Origin of the sequence: Sinorhizobium chiapasense (assembly GCF_036488675.1) — a bacterium.
Taxonomy (GTDB): domain Bacteria; phylum Pseudomonadota; class Alphaproteobacteria; order Rhizobiales; family Rhizobiaceae; genus Sinorhizobium; species Sinorhizobium chiapasense.
In genome coordinates, this window is sequence record NZ_CP133148.1 from 3,543,735 (window position 1) to 3,560,732 (window position 16,998).

Consider the following 16,998-nt stretch of genomic DNA (forward strand, 5'->3'; position numbering starts at 1 on the left):
ACGCCGACGCCCAGCCGATCGTTGCATCCCGTTCCGCCGGCACCCACGCGATCCCGCTAACCTGACGGTACCCTTGTCCCAATCCCGGATAAGGATCATTCTGCTTGACGCATCAACCTGCCCCCCGCGGCCTCGCCAACAGCGTGGGTTTCGACGCGGCAATTGCGACCAGCACACGTGAAAGCGACACAAACTGCGGCTCGACATGTTGGGCAATCTTGTGTCGAGTGCCGCTGACGCATCGTCTGACGGCGGCATCTCCTCACAGCATCACTGCAACTAGACAGTTCACAAGCGAAAAGCGTGAAGCCTGAGGGAGGAAAATCATGGCGAATCTGATCGGCGGAATCCCGCCTTATCCCGGGATCAACAACCTCATCGTCGGCACGTCCGACAGCGACTTCATCTTCGGTGATCCCCACACAAGCGGCAATACATTGGGCGTGGTCGAGATCGGTGGGCCCCTTGCCGCCGGTAGCGGCGGCAATGACCGGCTCATCGGTCTCGGCGGCGCTGACTGGCTCTTTGGCGATGCCTGGGATATCTCGGGGCTTGGACGCGGCGGCAATGACTGGCTGATCGGCCTCAGCGGCGCTGACCGGCTCTTTGGCGATGCCTGGGATATCTCGGGGCTTGGACGCGGCGGCAATGACCGGCTGATCGGCCTCAGCGGCAATGACCGGCTCTTTGGAGACGCCGACAGCATTTCCGGCAGCGCCAAGGGAGGTGACGACTGGCTCTCAGGCGGCCAGGGAAGCGATACGCTCTACGGTGATGCTGCTTTTATGGAGGGCAGCGCCCAAGGTGGTAACGACTCGCTCGCCGGCGGTCGGGGGAACGACACGCTCTATGGCGATACCGCGACTGTGACCACCGACTTCTCCAATTCAATTCAAGCCGGTGACGACCAGCTTAAGGGAGGGTCTGGAAGCGATGTCCTCTACGGCGACGTCGGCGACGGTGATTTCCTCCCCTTCCTGCGTGAGGGCGGCGACGACCGACTTGACGGCGGCTCCGGGGACGATCTCCTCTACGGCGATGGGGGCAACGGCATCTTCGTCGACCAGGGCGGCAATGACCGGCTCAACGGCGGCACGGGAAACGATACCCTCATCGGCGATGCGGTAACGACCCAGGGGAGTTTTGGCGGCAACGACGTGCTCGACGGCGGCAAGGGCGACGACACCCTCTACGGCGATAGCCAGGACCACTTCATCGACGGCGGCTTTGGTGGCAACGACCAGCTTTGTGGTGGCTCAGGGAACGACATCCTCATTGGCGACGAGGGCTCCGGCCGGCTAAGTCTTGGCGGCAACGACCGGCTGGACGGTGGCGCGGGAGATGACACTCTTTATGGTGACTTCGAATCGGACGTGCAGTCCGATTGCGGGGCTGACCTCCTGATCGGAGGAGCAGGCAACGACCTGCTGTTTGGCGATGCCGGCCCCTTTTCGGGCGTGTTCAGCACCGGAGCGGACCAGTTTCTGTTCGCGTTGGGGAGCGGGCAGGACACGATCGGCCGCTTCGAACTCGGCAGGGACGTCATCCAGATCGACAGCGATTACGGCTACGGCAACTTCGCCGAGCTGCAACCCAATATCAGCGACGACGCAAATGGCAACGCGGTCGTGCATCTGAACGGCACCGTCGACCAGGTCACGCTGAACGGCGTTCAGGCAGCCAATCTCACCGCCGCCGACTTTTTCTTCGTCTAATGCATGTCGCCCAAAAGTGTGCAGCGGTTTTGGGAAAACGACATGCATAAAAGCAAGGACCTAAAGCGATCGCATGGGTCCGATTGAACGCGACGCGCTTTAAAAGGTCGTGCTTTGAGCCTTGCCTCCGGAACCCGATTCGCAGGTAGTAACCAGATGCTCCACTCGCGGCCTCATCCCTGTGCTTGTCACAGGGATATGAGCAGTGGCCCAAGTCTGCTGCGCGGAAGAGTCCTTTCAGCCCAAGGACTGCTGCATGTTTCCTTAAAATCGTAGCCGATTTAAGGATAGAAACATGCAGCAATTCAAAGTGCTACAGCGTCCTTTGCGCGTCTGATAAGACGCGCGGCGCTGCAGAAGTTCCGCTATTGGCGCAAACCAGACCTGAACCGAGCGGATGCGGACTTCTGCTCTCCACCCGTTTCTGTCTTTCGCCTTGGAGTACCGCATGACCCAAGTTGAACGCAGATCGGTCATTCCTATAGCGCTGCCGGGTCTTGGGCGCAGAGATTGCGTGAGTGGTCGGTGGGCGGAAATCGGCACGCTATTTAGCTATGCGGTACTGCAACGGGCACACGCCGCATCGTGCGGCATGTCAGCCTGCGGAGCTCGTGGCAGTGCGGGAGAATGGCCTGATGTGGGCGAACATGCTGCGGGCGTTCCAAGTCGGGAGGGCTCTTGCGAGCGACTAATACAGAGCGTGCTGACCTCACGGCTTCCGGCACCGCGCCTCGTAGAGGCGTTCGAGGCGACGGACGGTGTCGTGACTCGGGCGGCGTCCCTCGCCGACAGTAAGCCGCCAGATCGTCATGCGCGAAAGCTGCGCTTCCCGCGCAATGGCGGAAGGCCGCATGCCGCTGGCCTGCAACCCGGCAATCATCGCCTCGACCATTTCAGGTGAAGTCGGCTCGTCGTCCCGCATGGGAAAATTATACGCCGAAAGGGTGCAGTATCAGGCAGCAATCCGCAGAGGCGAGACTATTTCCTGCAGCAGGTCCGCCCATGCGTCCAATGCCACCCGTTTCTCGGCAAGATAGTCGTTCTTGTCGTAGTGCACGGCGGTGACGCTACCATCCTTGTGCGCCAGTATCTGCCCGACGATGAACCGGGTGAGATTGGCTGCTTTTTCAGGTTCCACCCTTTTTCGCACCCGTTCCGATGTGATGTTGGTGCCACCAGTGCGCCGGAAATCATGCGGTGTGGCATCCGGTATCTCCAGATTCTTGGCGAGCCGGTTGAAGGCGCGGGTTAATGAATGGCGGTCAATCGGCATCGCTTCCTCGCTCTGTGACGATTGGAAGACGTAGACGTCGCCGCCGATCTTGGTTTCCGCCTCGGAAAGCATCTGCAGCGCGAGGTCCGATAACGGCACGCATTGGGTGCGCTTGCCTTTCATCCGCCCTGCCGGGATCGTCCACGTCTTCTGGTCCCGGTTGACTTCGGACCAACGCATGCCGGTCACTTCCTTGCCGCGTTGCAAGGTCAAGAGCGCCATGCACATGGCCAGCCGCATTTCTATTGTCAGCCTACGGTCGTTGCTGCCGCGCAACGCCGTCCAGAGCTTCCTCAGCTCGTCATCCTCCAGCACGCGCTCGCGTTCGGTCGGCGCAACGGTCGGCAGCTTGAGAGCGATGTTCGCCGGAATGATCTCTTTTAGCAGCGCGTAGCTCATCAACTGCCGGATCAGAGTGTAGCAGTGACGGCCACGCGACGGTGCCGCCTTGGTCTCACGCTTGATGAACTCGGCGATTTCCTGCCGTGTGATCGATGTTATCGGACGTTCGCCGAATTCCGGTTTGACGTGATTTTCCCAATGCCGCTTTTCCTCTGCCAGTACGCCCGGACGTTTCGGCTTGCCCTTCACCTTGTGTGTGCCGTTGGCGGCTGCGGCAAAATACTCGTCGGCAAGCATATCGAGACGGTTGAGCTTCTGCCGCTCGATTTCCGCCTTCTCTTCTTTTTCCCGTCCGACCACGTCGATCTTCTCGGCCACGTCGCCCTTGATCTGGCGCGCCAGCACGCGGGCACGTGCCAGTCCGATGTCGGGGTAGCGGCCAATCGTCTTGCGGCGATGCTCACCGCTCTTGGTGACGTAGCGCAACGACCACGACTTGGCACCGTTCTTAGTCACTCTGAAGGACAGACCCGGCTCGTCGTCGTCGCGGTGCTCCTCCCGGTCCTTGGTCGTCGAGAGGTTTTTCAGGGAGTCGTTTGTCAGCTTCATCGGGGGCAATACCTTTCTCGGGGGCAACTCGGGGGCAAGTCATTTCGCCGCGCCTTGCCGTGACATATAGTGGTAAAATCCAAAAAAGCTAGTATTTTCAAAGTGAGCGTCACCTTACGGCACGCCGTGTCACGCTCTGGACTAGATTCCTAATCTGGGGGTCGCGCGTTCGAATCGCGCCGGGATCACCATTTCTTTCCCCTACTTTTTCGCTTCCTCGCAGACGATGCCGGCCTCACGCTTCAGCCTGGTCGTGGCACAATGCGATTGATCTCCTATTACACTGCTATAGAATTCCGTCCGTTCTTCATCTTAGGGGAACTCGGACCGCATGCTCGCCGAGTCTTGAATGCGCAGACGAACAAAACAACGCACCGCGGCAACCATCTTGATTGCGCTCCTCGGCGCGTACCTGCTTGCCGCCTACGTCGTGGTGCCGGCGATTTGGACGGTCCATGACGAGGATCGCGTTTTCCCACCCGAGCGGATGGTCACCACCACGGAGCAGGGCATCCCCGGCGATCCCATCAATGTCGGCCTGATGGGCTCGAAGGAGCAGGTTATCCACGCCTTTGCAGCCGCGCACTGGGATCCCGCTGACGCAATCACCTTGCGGTCCTCCGTCGACATCGGGTTGAGCGTGGTGCTCGACAGGCCCGACCTCGATGCTCCGGTCAGCTCGCTAATCTTCGAGGGCCGAAAACAGGATCTCGCCTTCGAGAAGCCCTCCGGCGAGAGCGCGGACAGGCGTCACCATGTCCGTTTCTGGCAAACGACCAAACTCGGCGAAGACGGCAAGCCGTTATGGCTCGGGTCGGCCAGCTACGATCGCGGCGTGGGTTTCAGCCATGACACTGGCCAGATTACCCATCACATCGGACCGGATCTCGATGCCGAGCGCGACCTCCTCATTGGTGATCTCATGAAAGCCGGGCGGTTGCAGTCCACCTACGAGATCGAAGGGGCCGGAGCTACGAAAACCGGTCGCAACGGCGGCGGCGATCCGTATTTCACGGACGGCAAAGTAATAGTCGGAGTGCTCGGCAAGCGCGCAGCCCAGTAGTTTATCGTCACGCCGAATTCGGGCCGCCGGAGACGGCCTACATCCTCTCGTCGCGTGGATTTCGTCGGGGCAAATTGCGGCGAATCGCGTGGGGATCCCGTCCCTCCTGTCGACTATCCGGTCTTCCTGCAAACAACGCCGGGATCCTCCTCGCCCTTCGTGACGTCGAAGAGCGTCGCCTCCTCGCCCTCGGTCCACCAGACATATCGGCCGCCAGCGTATCTTGCGCCCGATCCGGAGATGACCGCCGAAGCGACGATGTAAGTGCCGCCGATCGAGAACGTCACCAGCGAGACGGGGCCAGCATTGATATATTCAGCCTCTACCGTCTCGCCGGCGCAATCATAACGAACCTTCTGTCTATCGACTGCGCCGGCATCGGGGATGCTGAGCGTGACTTCGGCGACGCCAGGGACCGCAGCCTCCATCGAGGCGAGCCGCATGACCGGCGTGCCGTCCGGCCTCGTCAGCGTCAGTCTTCCGCTGTCGATCGTCCAGGTAAGGCCCTCGCGCAGAGTGGAGAAGAACTTCTCCTCCTGATCCATGATCGCCGGCGCGCACATCTTGCGCGCCGCAGCAGTCGGCCCGAATGTGATCGTCGTGCCCGAAAGGCTGAAGGCACCGGTGAAAATGTTGCACCCGGCCATGCCGCCATAGGTGCCGTCCTCGCGTATCTCGAGCACGCTCTGAAGGTCGTCGATCACGCCGCCGCCGCCGATGTCTTCGGCAAGCCACGAGCCGACCAGCTCTTCCGGCACCTTTTCGGCGGCAACTATCTCAGTGGAAGCAAGCTCGATCAAAACGCAAGCGCAGGAAGCGGCAGTCAGAGCCTTGAGCATCTGGAACTCCTCCACAAATCGGCACGTTTTCGCTGCCTGCACCGATGCTAATAAGTCATGACACAGGATGCGAGCGGAAAACGCTTCGCCTATTCGGTACATCCCGCTTTAGTCGGGCGGTGCGACGGAGGAACGGTAAGTCCGCCCTTGTTGCCTGGGGCGTTCGGCTGTAGAGCCTACTGACGAACGAAAAGAATACGGGATTTGGCAATGGCATCCGGCGACAGCACGAAGCGCCGTCTGACGATATTGGGCTCCACCGGTTCGATCGGCACAAACACGCTCGACGTCATCGACCGGCTGGGCGGGCGAGATCGTTTCGAGGTCGTCGCGCTGACCGGAAACGGCAATATCCCGCTTCTTGCCGAACAGGCGCGCCGGCTCGGCGCCGAACTGGCGGTGACCGCGGACGACAATCTTTATCAGGAGCTCAAATCGGCGCTTGCCGGCAGCGGGATCGCGGTCGGCGCCGGTCGCGGCGGCCTGATCGAAGCGGCCGAGCGCGACGCCGGCTGGGTGATGGCGGCAATCGTCGGCAATGCGGGTCTGGCCCCGACGCTTGCAGCGGCGCGGCGCGGTGCCGATATCGCGCTTGCCAACAAGGAATGTCTCGTCTCGGCTGGCAGCCTCTTCGTCGACGCGGTCAAGAAGGGCGGCGGCCAGCTGCTCCCCGTCGACAGCGAGCACAATGCGATCTTCCAGGTGCTGGAGAACGATCAGCGCCATGCCGTCGAACGAATCATCCTGACGGCCTCCGGCGGCCCGTTCCGCACCAAATCCCTCGACGAGATGCGCCATGTGACGGCCGAGACGGCGCGCGCCCATCCGAACTGGTCGATGGGGCTGAAGATCTCGATCGACAGCGCCTCGATGTTCAACAAAGCGCTCGAAATGATCGAGGCGCGCCATCTCTTCGGGCTGCGTCCCGAGCAGATCGAAGTCATCGTGCATCCGCAGTCGGTCATCCATTCGATGGTCGGCTACAGTGATGGATCGGTGCTGGCGCAACTCGGCTGCCCCGACATGCGTACCGCCATCGGCTACGCGCTTTCCTATCCGAGCCGGTGCGATCTGCCGGTCGAGCGGCTCGATTTCGCAAGGCTTTCGCGGCTCGACTTCGAGGCGCCGGACGAAATCCGCTTTCCGGCCCTTCGCCTGGCGCGACGCGCCATGGAAGCCGGCGGCGTCCAGGGAGCCGTGCTGAACGGCGCCAAGGAAACGGCGCTCGAGGCCTTCATCAAGGGAAGGGCCGGCTTCCTCGCCATGGCCGAGATTGTCGAGAAGGTGATGGACGGGCTTGCGAACCTGCCTGCGGCCGTAACCATGGATGATGTCTTCGCCGCGGACAAAAAAGCCCGGGAGATGGCCGCCGGGCTGATCGATTAGCATCCTGGCTCCTTCGAGCCGGTTTTCGCGTCATCTGCCCCTCATCCGGCCTGCCGGCCACCTTCTCCCCGCAAGCGGGGGCGAAGGGACTCGAGGCACGCCCTCAATCCTCTCTCCCCGCCTGCAGGGAGAGGGCTAGGGTGAGGGGCAAGTCCGCTCCAAGAGTGTCGGTGGTTCGCCCGTGCTTACGCGACGGCCCTTGCCAGCGCACAGCGCGACCAAAGCGAATGCAGCGCCCCGACCAGATGATCGATGTCGGCATCCGAATGCAGCGGCGTCGGGGTGATGCGCAGGCGCTCGGTCTTCTTCGGCACCGTCGGGTAGTTGATCGGCTGGACATAGACGCCGAAATTGTCGAGCAGCAAGTCGGAGATCCACTTGCACTTGGCGGCATCGCCCACCATCACCGGCACGATGTGGCTCGGATTGACCATGTGCGGGATGCCGCGCTGGTCGAGCAACGAGCGCAGCCGCCGCACGCGCTCCTGATGCGCGAAACGTTCGACCTGGCTTCCCTTCAGGTGCCGGATGGAAGCGAGCGCACCGGCTGCAAGCGTTGGCGGCAGCGCCGTCGTGAAGATGAAGCCGGAAGCGAACGAGCGGACGAAATCGCAAAGCGCCGCCGAGCCGGTGATGTAGCCGCCCATGACGCCGAAGGCCTTGCCGAGCGTGCCCTCGATCACCGTCAGCCTGTGCATCAGCCCCTCGCGTTCGGCAATGCCGCCGCCGCGCGGGCCGTACATGCCGACCGCGTGCACTTCGTCGAGATAGGTCATCGCGCCATACTTGTCGGCGAGATCGCAGAATTCCTTGATCGGCGCGATGTCGCCATCCATCGAGTAGACGGATTCAAAGGCGATGATTTTGGGCGCACGCGGATCGGCCGCCGCAAGTTTGGCTTCGAGATCGGCGACAGAATTGTGCTTGAAGATCACGCGTTCGCATTTCGAATGACGGATCCCTTCGATCATCGAAGCGTGATTCCCGGCGTCAGAGAAGACGATGATGCCGGGAATCTTGGAACAGAGCGTTCCAAGCGCGGCCCAGTTCGACACATAGCCGGAGGTGAACAGAAGCGCGGATTCCTTGCCGTGCAGATCGGCGAGCTCGCGTTCAAGCAGCACGTGGTAGTGATTGGTGCCGGAGATGTTGCGCGTGCCGCCGGCGCCGGCGCCGCATTCGTCAATGGCGCGCTTCATCGCTTCGGTGACGATCGGAGACTGACCCATGCCGAGATAGTCGTTCGAGCACCATACGGTCACTTCGTGGGTACCTTCGGCCGTGTGGCGCGTCGCCCTCGGAAAATCACCGCGATGGCGGGCGAGATCCGCGAAAACCCGATAGCGGCCTTCCTGATGCAGCCCGTCCAGCTCGTTTTTGAAGAAACTCTCGAAATCCATCATCATCTCCAGTGCCCTGACGCCTTTCTTCATTCAAAGCGATCAGGGGTCAACCCCGGAAAGGCCCCCGCTCCTGCGGCAAAAGGCCCCTACTTTTGAACTATTCCAAAACAGCTAGTGCAACTCAATCCCCTCAACTTTGATCGAAGTCAAGCTATTGCAAAAAAGGACGGCCAAAGCCGCCCTCTTTCAATACTTAAGTCCCATCAAGCCGTGGCCACGGCGCGCTTGGTCATAACCTTGATAAGGTTGGCGCGATAGGCAGCGCTCGCATGAAGGTCTGTCAGCAAATCCGATGCATCCACGGAGACATTGCCGACCGCATCCGGCGACCAGTTGCCGGCAAGTGCCGCCTCCATGCCCTGATGGCGGAAGACACCATTCGAACCCGCTCCGGTCACGGCAACGCGCACGTCGCCATTGTCGCGGCGCACGACGAAGACGCCGGCCATCGCGTAGCGCGAGGCCGGGTTCGGGAACTTCTGGTAGGCCGCCTTCGTCGGCGCATCGAAGGTGATGGCGGTAATGATCTCGCCATCCTCCAACGCCGTTTCGAACAGTCCGGTGAAGAAGTCCGCCGCCGCGATCTCGCGGCTGTTGGTGACGATCACCGCGTCGAGTGCCAGCATCGCCGCCGGATAGTCCGCCGCCGGATCATTGTTGGCGATGGAGCCACCGATTGTTCCCATGTTGCGGACGTGCGGGTCGCCGATATGGCTGGCCAGTGCGCAAATCGCCGGACAGACCGCCCCGAGTTCGGCCGACGACGCGACCTCGCGATGGGTTGTCGCCGCGCCGATCCGCACGGACCGGCCATTGACGGTAATCCCTTTCATTTCCGCGATGTGGCGAATGTCCACGAGATCGCTCGCCGCCGCAAGCCGCTGCTTCATGGTCGCAATGAGCGTCATGCCGCCGGCGAGATATTTGCCTTCGGCCGCTCCGCTGATCAGCTTCACCGCCTCCTGGACGGAGGACGGTCTATGATAGTTCGTCTCATACATCTCTGGTCCTCCGTATCAATTGGCGGCGTGGGCCGCAGCCCAGACCTTCTCAGGTGTCGCGGGCATGGTAAGCGCGTTGTTACCGATGGCGTCGGTGATCGCATTGATCAGCGCCGGCGGCGAACCGATCGCGCCGGCTTCCCCGCAACCCTTGACGCCGAGCGGATTGCTCGGACAGGGCGTGTTCGAGGTCGACACCTTGAAGGACGGCAGGTGGTCGGCACGCGGCATGGCGTAATCCATGTAGCTCGCCGTCAGCAGCTGGCCGTTTCCCGGATCGTAATGGACGCCTTCGAGCAGCGCCTGGCCGATACCCTGCGCCAGCCCGCCATGCACCTGACCCTCGACGATCATCGGGTTGATGAGGTTGCCGAAATCGTCCGCCGCGACGAACTGGATGATCTTCGTCTCTCCGGTATCCGGATCGACCTCCACCTCGCAGACGTAGCACCCGGCCGGGAAAGTGAAATTCGACGGATCGTAGAAGGCGCCCTCCTTCAGGCCGGGCTCCATTCCGGCCGGCAGGTTATGGGCGGTGTAGGCGGCAAGCGCCATCTGGAACCAGGGCACCGCCTTGTCGGTACCGGCAACCTTCAGTTCGCCGTTTTCGATGACGATGTCGCTTTCGTCCGCCTCCATGAGATGCGCGGCGATCTTCTTGGCCTTGGCCTCGACCTTGTCCAGCGCCTTGGCAACCGCCGACATGCCAACGGCGCCCGACCGGGAGCCATAGGTTCCCATGCCCATCTGCACCTTGTCCGTGTCGCCATGGACGATATTGACGCTGTCGATCGGCACGCCGAAGCGGTCTGCGACGAGCTGGGCAAAGGTCGTCTCGTGCCCTTGGCCGTGGCTATGCGAACCGGTCATCACTTCGATCGTTCCGACCGCATTGACCCTGACCTCCGCCGATTCCCAGAGGCCGACGCCGGCCCCGAGCGAGCCGACGGCGGAAGAGGGTGCAAGCCCGCAGGCCTCGATATAGCAGCTCATCCCGATGCCGCGCTTCATGCCGCGCCGCTCCGCTTCCGCCTTCCGGGCGGCAAAGCCGTTCCAGTCGGCGGCCGCCATCGCGGCGTTCAGCGACGCTTCGTAGTCGCCCGCGTCGTAATTCATGATCACCGGCGTCTGGTGAGGGAAAGTGCGGATGAAGTTGATGCGCCTGAGTTCGGCGGGTGAAATGCCGAGTTCCCGTGCCGCGGTTTCCATCGTCCGTTCCAGGAGATAGGTGGCCTCAGGCCGCCCCGCACCGCGATACGCATCGACCGGAGCAGTGTTGGTATAAACCGTACGGACATTGGCATGGATCGCCGGGATATCGTATTGCCCGGAAAGCAGCGTCGCGTAGAGATAGGTCGGCACGCACGAGGAGAAGAGCGACATATAGGCGCCGAGATTGGCGATGGTGTCGACCTTCAGCGCGGTAATCCTGTTGGCGCTGTCGAACGCCATCTTCACGGTCGAAACGTGATCGCGGCCGTGGGCGTCCGTCATGAAGGCTTCAGTACGGTCGCACGTCCACTTCACCGGCACGCCGGTCCTTTTCGAGGCCCAGAGACAGACGATCTCCTCCGGATAAATGTAGATCTTCGAGCCAAAGCCGCCGCCGACATCGGGTGCAATCACCCGCAACTTGTTTTCCGGCGCGACGTTATAGAACGCGCTCATCACCAGTCGGGCGACATGCGGGTTCTGGCTGGTCGTGTAGCAGGTGTAGTGATCGTCGCCCGGGTCGTAGACGCCGAGAGCCACGCGCGGCTCCATCGCATTCGGCGATAGACGGTTGTTGAGGATCTTCACCTCCGTTACATGCGCCGCCGCCGCGATCGCCGCGTCGGTCGCGGCCGCATCGCCCAGCTGCCAGTCGAAGATCAGATTGTTCGGTGCTTCCGGATGCAGCTGGGGCTGACCGTCGGCCAGCGCCTTGACCGGATCGGTGACCACCGCCAGCGGGTCGTAATCGACGACCACAGCCTCGGCCGCATCGCGCGCTTCGTTTACGCTGTCGGCGACGACCACCGCGACCGCATCTCCGACATAACGCACCGTCTGGTCGGCCAGCGGCCGCCAGGCGCCCATCTTCATCGGCGAGCCGTCTTTCGAGTGGATCATCCAGCCGCAAATCAGGTTCCCGATGCCATCGGCGGTAAGCCGCTTGCCATCGAGCACGTCGATGACGCCGGGCATCGCTTTCGCGGCCGTGGCATCGATGCTCTTGATCTTCGCGTGTGCATGGGGACTGCGTACGAAGATCGCGTATTTCATGCCAGGGACGCTCATATCGTCCGTATAGCGGCCCTTGCCGGTCAGGAAACGCTTGTCTTCCTTGCGCGCCACCCGCGCGCCAATTCCTTCAACGCCCATTGCCTATCTCCTCTCGAGACATTCAGCGAAAGTCCTGCGATGAAATCCATAGGGACGATTTTCTCGGTCCCCGTGAAAGCGCGTCATTCGGCCGCTTGGCGCACGCCGCCCATCTCGGCCGCGGCGGCGAGGATCGCCTTGACGATGTTGTGGTAGCCGGTGCAACGACAGATATTGCCCTCGAGCTCGGCCCGCACCGTCGCCTCGTCGAGGTTGCTGCCGTGCCGGGCGATCATGTCGACGGCCGTCATCACCATGCCGGGCGTGCAGAAACCGCATTGCAGCCCGTGATGCGCCTTGAACGCCGCCTGGACCGGGTGAAGTTCGCCGTCCTTGGCCAACCCTTCGATGGTGGTGATCGACGAGCCTGCCGCCTGCACTGCCAGGATGGAACAGCTCTTGACCGACAGTCCGTCCATGTGGATGACGCAAGCGCCGCACTGCGACGTCTCGCAGCCGACATGCGTGCCGGTCAGTCCAAGATTTTCGCGGATAAAGTGCACCAGCAGCGTCCGGTCATCGCACGTGCCGCTGACCTGGCGGCCGTTGACCGTCATCGTTATTTTCGCCATTTCGCTCCTCCGGGGTCGGTCGTGCCAACTCGAGCGCGGCTTCAATTCGGGTGACATACGTCCACGCGACTGAAGTACGCGCCAACTGATATCAATGCCCTTTGCCCGCGGGCCCGCTCCTCCCGGACTGACGCGGCGCCTTGTATCATTTGTCTTTTTTTGGAATGCCGCAACCGTTTCGGCCAGCGCGCGACAAAAAAATTCCGTTGTGGCTGTGACTGCGGGAACAGCGCCTTCATGTTCCGTTCAGGAAACATCGCATTATCTTGCGCCGGGAACATTTCGGCGGCCCCGTGGACTTTCCCGGGCGGCCGTTTATTTTCCCGAATGCAAGTTCAAGTGGCGGAGACATTCGTCGACCCGCCTTTCAATCCAGGGACGGACGAAGCGACAGGCTGAGATCCGTAGAGATCGGAGAGGACAACATGAAAAAAGCCATCGCATTGGTGCTGGTCGCCTTGTCGGTCGCAAGCTGCACACAGACGGAAAAGGGCGCCGGCATCGGTGCTGCTTCGGGCGCGATCATCGGCGGCGCCATCTCGAACGACGTGCGCGGCGCGGCTGTCGGCGCAGCCATCGGTGGCGTCGGGGGCGCGCTTATCGGCCATGCCACCGAGCAGCCGGGCCAGTGCTACTACCGCGACCGCTACGGACGCCGCTACATCGACCGTTGCTGATTGCCGCGGCAATCGTCAATTAGACAGGCCCCGGAGCGATCCGGGGCTTTTTTTTTGCGCCACTTGTTTCGCGGATGCAGCGACATTGCGACCACTTGAAATCGGGTTCGACTCCTCCACTTTTTGAGGTGGTATCAATTCCACGAACGTGGAGGGCCAGGAGCAACCTTGCTGGCCACAGATATTCAACAGAGCAGGTCGCTCTGCTAATCGTCCGCATTGACCGGCAGTCTTGAAAAAACCGTGGCCTTCCTCCTCGTCTTCAGTGAAGGGAGATGGAAATGGCAAAGGTCGTTTGCGTCCTATATGACGATCCGGTCGACGGCTATCCGATGGCTTACGCGCGGGATGGCTTGCCGAAACTGGAACACTATCCCGGTGGCCAGACGCTTCCCACCCCGAAGGCCATCGATTTTCAGCCGGGCGTCCTCTTGGGCAGCGTGTCCGGCGAGCTGGGCCTAAGGAAATTTCTCGAAAGCCAGGGGCACAGCCTGGTGGTGACCTCGGACAAGGACGGTGCCGACAGCGTGTTCGAACGGGAACTCGTCGACGCCGAGGTTGTGATCTCGCAACCATTCTGGCCGGCCTATCTGACCGCCGAGCGGTTTGCCAAGGCGGCCAAACTGAAACTCGCGATCACCGCCGGCATCGGCTCGGACCATGTCGATCTGCAGGCCGCGATGGACCGCGGCGTAACCGTCGCCGAAGTGACCTATTGCAATTCGATCAGCGTGTCCGAGCACGTCGTCATGATGATCCTCGGCCTCGCGCGGAACTACATCCCCTCCTACCAGTGGGTCGTGAAAGGTGGCTGGAACATCGCCGACTGCGTCGCGCGCTCCTACGATATCGAGGGCATGGAGATCGGCACGGTGGGCGCGGGGCGGATCGGAACTGCGGTCTTGCGGCGGCTGAAGCCTTTCGATGTCAAGCTGCACTACACCGACCGCCACCGGCTCCCCGACGCGGTCGAGAAGGAGCTCGGCGTTACCTTCCACAAGACGGCGGCGGAGATGGTGCCCATCTGCGATGTCGTCACCATCAACGCGCCGCTCCACCCGGAGACGGAAAACCTCTTCGACGAGGCCATGATCGCCAAGATGAAACGCGGCGCCTATCTGGTGAACACCGCGCGCGGCAAGATCTGCAATCGCGATGCCGTGGCACGGGCGCTCGAAAGCGGCCAACTCGCCGGCTATGCCGGCGACGTGTGGTTCCCGCAACCGGCACCCAAGGACCATCCATGGCGGTCAATGCCCCATCACGGCATGACGCCGCATATTTCGGGCTCGTCGCTGTCCGCTCAGGCGCGCTACGCGGCCGGCACGCGCGAGATCCTCGAATGCTGGTTCGAAGGCAAGCCGATCCGCGAGGAATATCTGATCGTCGCGGGCGGCAAGCTTGCCGGCGCCGGTGCGCATTCCTACAGCGCCGGAGATGCGACGCGCGGGTCCGAGGAGGCGGCACGCTTCAAGACCTGAATGCGGCCGGCGGCACAGCCACAAGCTGGGTGCGGCAAAGGGACTTTTTGACCGCGGCGGATGAGGAACCACCGAACGGTGGAGCTGGACTTTTGTGCCTGAAGGACAACATAACGTGTCCTTTTTGCCGAAAATCGCCGTCGAATCTCCGCTCCAGGGTAGAACACGCAGGCCGTCACCGTTAACACATGGAAAATCATATCCTGCTATGATGGCCTGTGCCGCATATGCAGGCAGTTGTTAAGAGTCGCCTGAAACGGGATGCGGAGAGCGATGTCTCCAGCACGGTCGAGTATTGCGCACTGGAAGGCAGCAACCGCGCTCGCAGTTGTGGCTTCGGCGCTGTTCGGCCCTTTTGCCGTCGATCAGGCCCACGCGTTCAGGCTCTTCGGCATGCGCTTCTTCGAAAGCGACGAGGAAGAAGTCCAGGTCATCAACCCGGTCAACTATGCCCTGACATTCGAGCCGGGTACCGACGACAAGGAACTGCGGGAAGCCATCGAGAACAGTTCGATGCTCTTCCAGGACCGGGAAAATCCTGTCTCGGGCGATCTCGGCCTCGCGATCAAGGCGCGTGACGACCGGGAGCGCATTCTCGCGGCCCTTTATGAGAAGGCCCGCTACGGCGGAACCGTAACCATTCTGATCAACGGACAGAATGTCGACAGCCTGCCGCCCGATCCGTCATTCCCCAAGGGCAAGCCTGTGCCGGTCTCGGTCACGGTCATGCCCGGGCCGGCGTTTACATTGGACTCGGTCAGATTCGAAGGCGATGCCGCCGGGCTCGATCCGGCCGCTTACGATCTGAAGCTCGGCGCCCGCGCCGACTCGACGCTGATAATCAAAGCGGGCGAGCAGATCGTGAACGATCTGAAAGAACAGAGCCGACCCCTGGCAAAGCTGACGGAGCGCAGCGTCGTCGCCGACCACGCCACTTCTACGGTCGACGTGACGATCAGCGCTGCCGGCGGACCGGTCGCGCCGGTTGGACAGCTCACGGTTACGGGCACGAAAACCGTCGACCCGGATTTCGTCAGGGATTATTCCCGCCTCAACCACGGCCGCCCCTATTCGCCGGAGAACATCCGCAAGGCCGCCGAGCGCCTGCGCCAGCTGAACGTTTTTTCGAGCGTCACGATCAAGGAAGCCGATGCGCTAACGCCCGACGGCAACATCCCGATGAACATCGAGGTTTCCGAAGGCAAACACCGCTATTTCGGTTTCGGCGGCCAGGTTTCGACCACCGACGGCCTCGGCGTGCAGGGTTACTGGGGCCATCGCAATCTCTTCGGTCGCGCAGAATCTTTGCGAATAGAAGGCTCGGTCAACCGCATCGGCGAGACCACGGACGTCGGAGGCCTCGACTATTCCGCCGGTATCCTGTTCGCGAAACCTGGCGCATTCGGGCCGGCATCGACCTTTACGGCAAGCCTCACGGCCAGCCTCGTCGACCCGGACGCCTACCGCGCAAAGATGATAACCGGGGCGGCCGGTGCGATCTTCGAACTTTCGCCACAGGATACCTTCTCCGGGGGTGCGGAATTGAGCTGGGCGGACGTCGACGACGCTTTCGGCGAGAACTCCTATCTTACCGCCAGCATTCCGCTCGAATATGTCCGCGACACGCGCGACGACAAGCTGAACGCAACCGAAGGCTACCGGGCGCTGATCAACGCCAAACCGAGCTACGAGATCGAGGGGCAGACCTTCTTCAGTTCATTCGAGGCCTCGGCCTCCGGCTACTATGCGCTGGGCGAAGAAAAGCGCTTCGTGCTGGCCGGCAAGCTCGGCGCCGGCGTGCTGGTCGGCGGCGACGAGCTTGTCGACATACCGGCCCCTCGGCGCTTCTATCTCGGTGGAGGCGGGTCGGTGCGCGGCTATTCCTATCAGGAGATCAGCCCGCGCGACGAAAACAACGATGAAACCGGCGGCCGCTCCTATGTCAGCGCCTCGCTGGAAGCGCGCATCGCGATTACTGACACGATCGGAATCGTCCCCTTCCTCGACGCCGGCACGGTTTCGGAAAACACGACCCCCGATTTCTCCGATATCCGCGCCGGCGCCGGCATCGGCCTGCGCTATGCCACCCCTTTCGGACCGATCCGGTTGGATTTTGCGGTCCCGCTCAACAAATATCCCGACGGGACCGACTACGGCATCTACGCCGGCATCGGCCAGTCCTTCTGAATTGCGCCTGATTTCGTTGATAGTTCAGGCAGATATATTCCGCAGGCGCCAAGGTCCATAAGGATTCCGAAACGGCGTAAGTTGGT

13 protein-coding genes are annotated in these 16,998 nt (G+C 61.9%); 6 read left to right on the plus strand and 7 right to left on the minus strand.

Annotated features, from left to right (window positions below; all coding sequences use genetic code 11):
- The first annotated feature begins 326 nt into the window (after positions 1-326).
- Complete coding sequence (locus RB548_RS16985; protein WP_331372404.1) at positions 327-1,715, plus strand: calcium-binding protein; 1,389 nt, start codon at positions 327-329, stop codon at positions 1,713-1,715.
- A 709-nt stretch (positions 1,716-2,424) separates the two neighbouring features.
- On the opposite strand, the gene RB548_RS16990 is transcribed toward RB548_RS16985, so the two are convergent.
- Positions 2,425-2,637, minus strand: coding sequence for an XRE family transcriptional regulator (locus RB548_RS16990; protein ID WP_331372405.1), 213 nt, complete (start codon positions 2,635-2,637; stop codon positions 2,425-2,427).
- 30 nt (positions 2,638-2,667) lie between these two features.
- Complete coding sequence (locus RB548_RS16995) at positions 2,668-3,939, minus strand: tyrosine-type recombinase/integrase (RefSeq protein WP_331372406.1); 1,272 nt, start codon at positions 3,937-3,939, stop codon at positions 2,668-2,670.
- A gap of 349 nt (positions 3,940-4,288) precedes the next feature.
- Between RB548_RS16995 and RB548_RS17000 the strand changes: the two genes are divergently transcribed.
- Positions 4,289-5,002 carry an LssY C-terminal domain-containing protein gene (locus RB548_RS17000; RefSeq protein WP_331372407.1) on the plus strand — a complete coding sequence of 238 codons (714 nt, stop codon included), beginning with the start codon at positions 4,289-4,291 and terminating at the stop codon, positions 5,000-5,002.
- A gap of 113 nt (positions 5,003-5,115) precedes the next feature.
- Here the strand turns inward: RB548_RS17000 and RB548_RS17005 are convergent, their stop codons facing one another.
- Positions 5,116-5,841 (minus strand): META domain-containing protein, encoded by a 726-nt coding sequence (locus tag RB548_RS17005; protein ID WP_331372408.1) that lies wholly within the window; start codon positions 5,839-5,841, stop codon positions 5,116-5,118.
- Positions 5,842-6,051: 210 nt separating this feature from the next.
- Here RB548_RS17005 and dxr point away from each other — a divergent pair, with 210 nt between their 5' ends.
- A complete protein-coding gene (dxr, locus tag RB548_RS17010; protein ID WP_331372409.1) occupies positions 6,052-7,227 on the plus strand; it encodes a 1-deoxy-D-xylulose-5-phosphate reductoisomerase in 1,176 nt (391 codons plus the stop codon).
- Positions 7,228-7,412: 185 nt separating this feature from the next.
- On the opposite strand, the gene hemA is transcribed toward dxr, so the two are convergent.
- The 4 genes from hemA to RB548_RS17030 form a co-directional block, all read right to left on the minus strand.
- Positions 7,413-8,627 carry a 5-aminolevulinate synthase gene (hemA, locus tag RB548_RS17015; protein ID WP_331375001.1) on the minus strand — a complete coding sequence of 405 codons (1,215 nt, stop codon included), beginning with the start codon at positions 8,625-8,627 and terminating at the stop codon, positions 7,413-7,415.
- Between the two features lie 206 nt (positions 8,628-8,833).
- Positions 8,834-9,631: an FAD binding domain-containing protein gene (locus RB548_RS17020; protein ID WP_331372410.1), complete on the minus strand. Its 798-nt coding sequence runs from the start codon at positions 9,629-9,631 to the stop codon at positions 8,834-8,836.
- A 15-nt stretch (positions 9,632-9,646) separates the two neighbouring features.
- Positions 9,647-11,995 carry a xanthine dehydrogenase family protein molybdopterin-binding subunit gene (locus RB548_RS17025; protein ID WP_331372411.1) on the minus strand — a complete coding sequence of 783 codons (2,349 nt, stop codon included), beginning with the start codon at positions 11,993-11,995 and terminating at the stop codon, positions 9,647-9,649.
- 83 nt (positions 11,996-12,078) lie between these two features.
- The gene (locus RB548_RS17030; protein WP_283961809.1) at positions 12,079-12,567 is read right to left on the minus strand and encodes a (2Fe-2S)-binding protein; all 489 of its coding nucleotides are present in this window, start codon (positions 12,565-12,567) and stop codon (positions 12,079-12,081) included.
- A 425-nt stretch (positions 12,568-12,992) separates the two neighbouring features.
- On the opposite strand from RB548_RS17030, the gene RB548_RS17035 reads away from it, so the two are divergent.
- The 3 genes from RB548_RS17035 (at position 12,993) to RB548_RS17045 (ending at position 16,912) form a co-directional block, all read left to right on the plus strand.
- A complete protein-coding gene (locus RB548_RS17035) occupies positions 12,993-13,244 on the plus strand; it encodes a glycine zipper domain-containing protein (RefSeq protein WP_180939260.1) in 252 nt (83 codons plus the stop codon).
- A gap of 281 nt (positions 13,245-13,525) precedes the next feature.
- Positions 13,526-14,725 carry an NAD-dependent formate dehydrogenase gene (locus RB548_RS17040; RefSeq protein ID WP_331372412.1) on the plus strand — a complete coding sequence of 400 codons (1,200 nt, stop codon included), beginning with the start codon at positions 13,526-13,528 and terminating at the stop codon, positions 14,723-14,725.
- Between the two features lie 273 nt (positions 14,726-14,998).
- The gene (locus RB548_RS17045) at positions 14,999-16,912 is read left to right on the plus strand and encodes an autotransporter assembly complex protein TamA (protein ID WP_331372413.1); all 1,914 of its coding nucleotides are present in this window, start codon (positions 14,999-15,001) and stop codon (positions 16,910-16,912) included.
- Positions 16,913-16,998 lie beyond the last annotated feature (86 nt).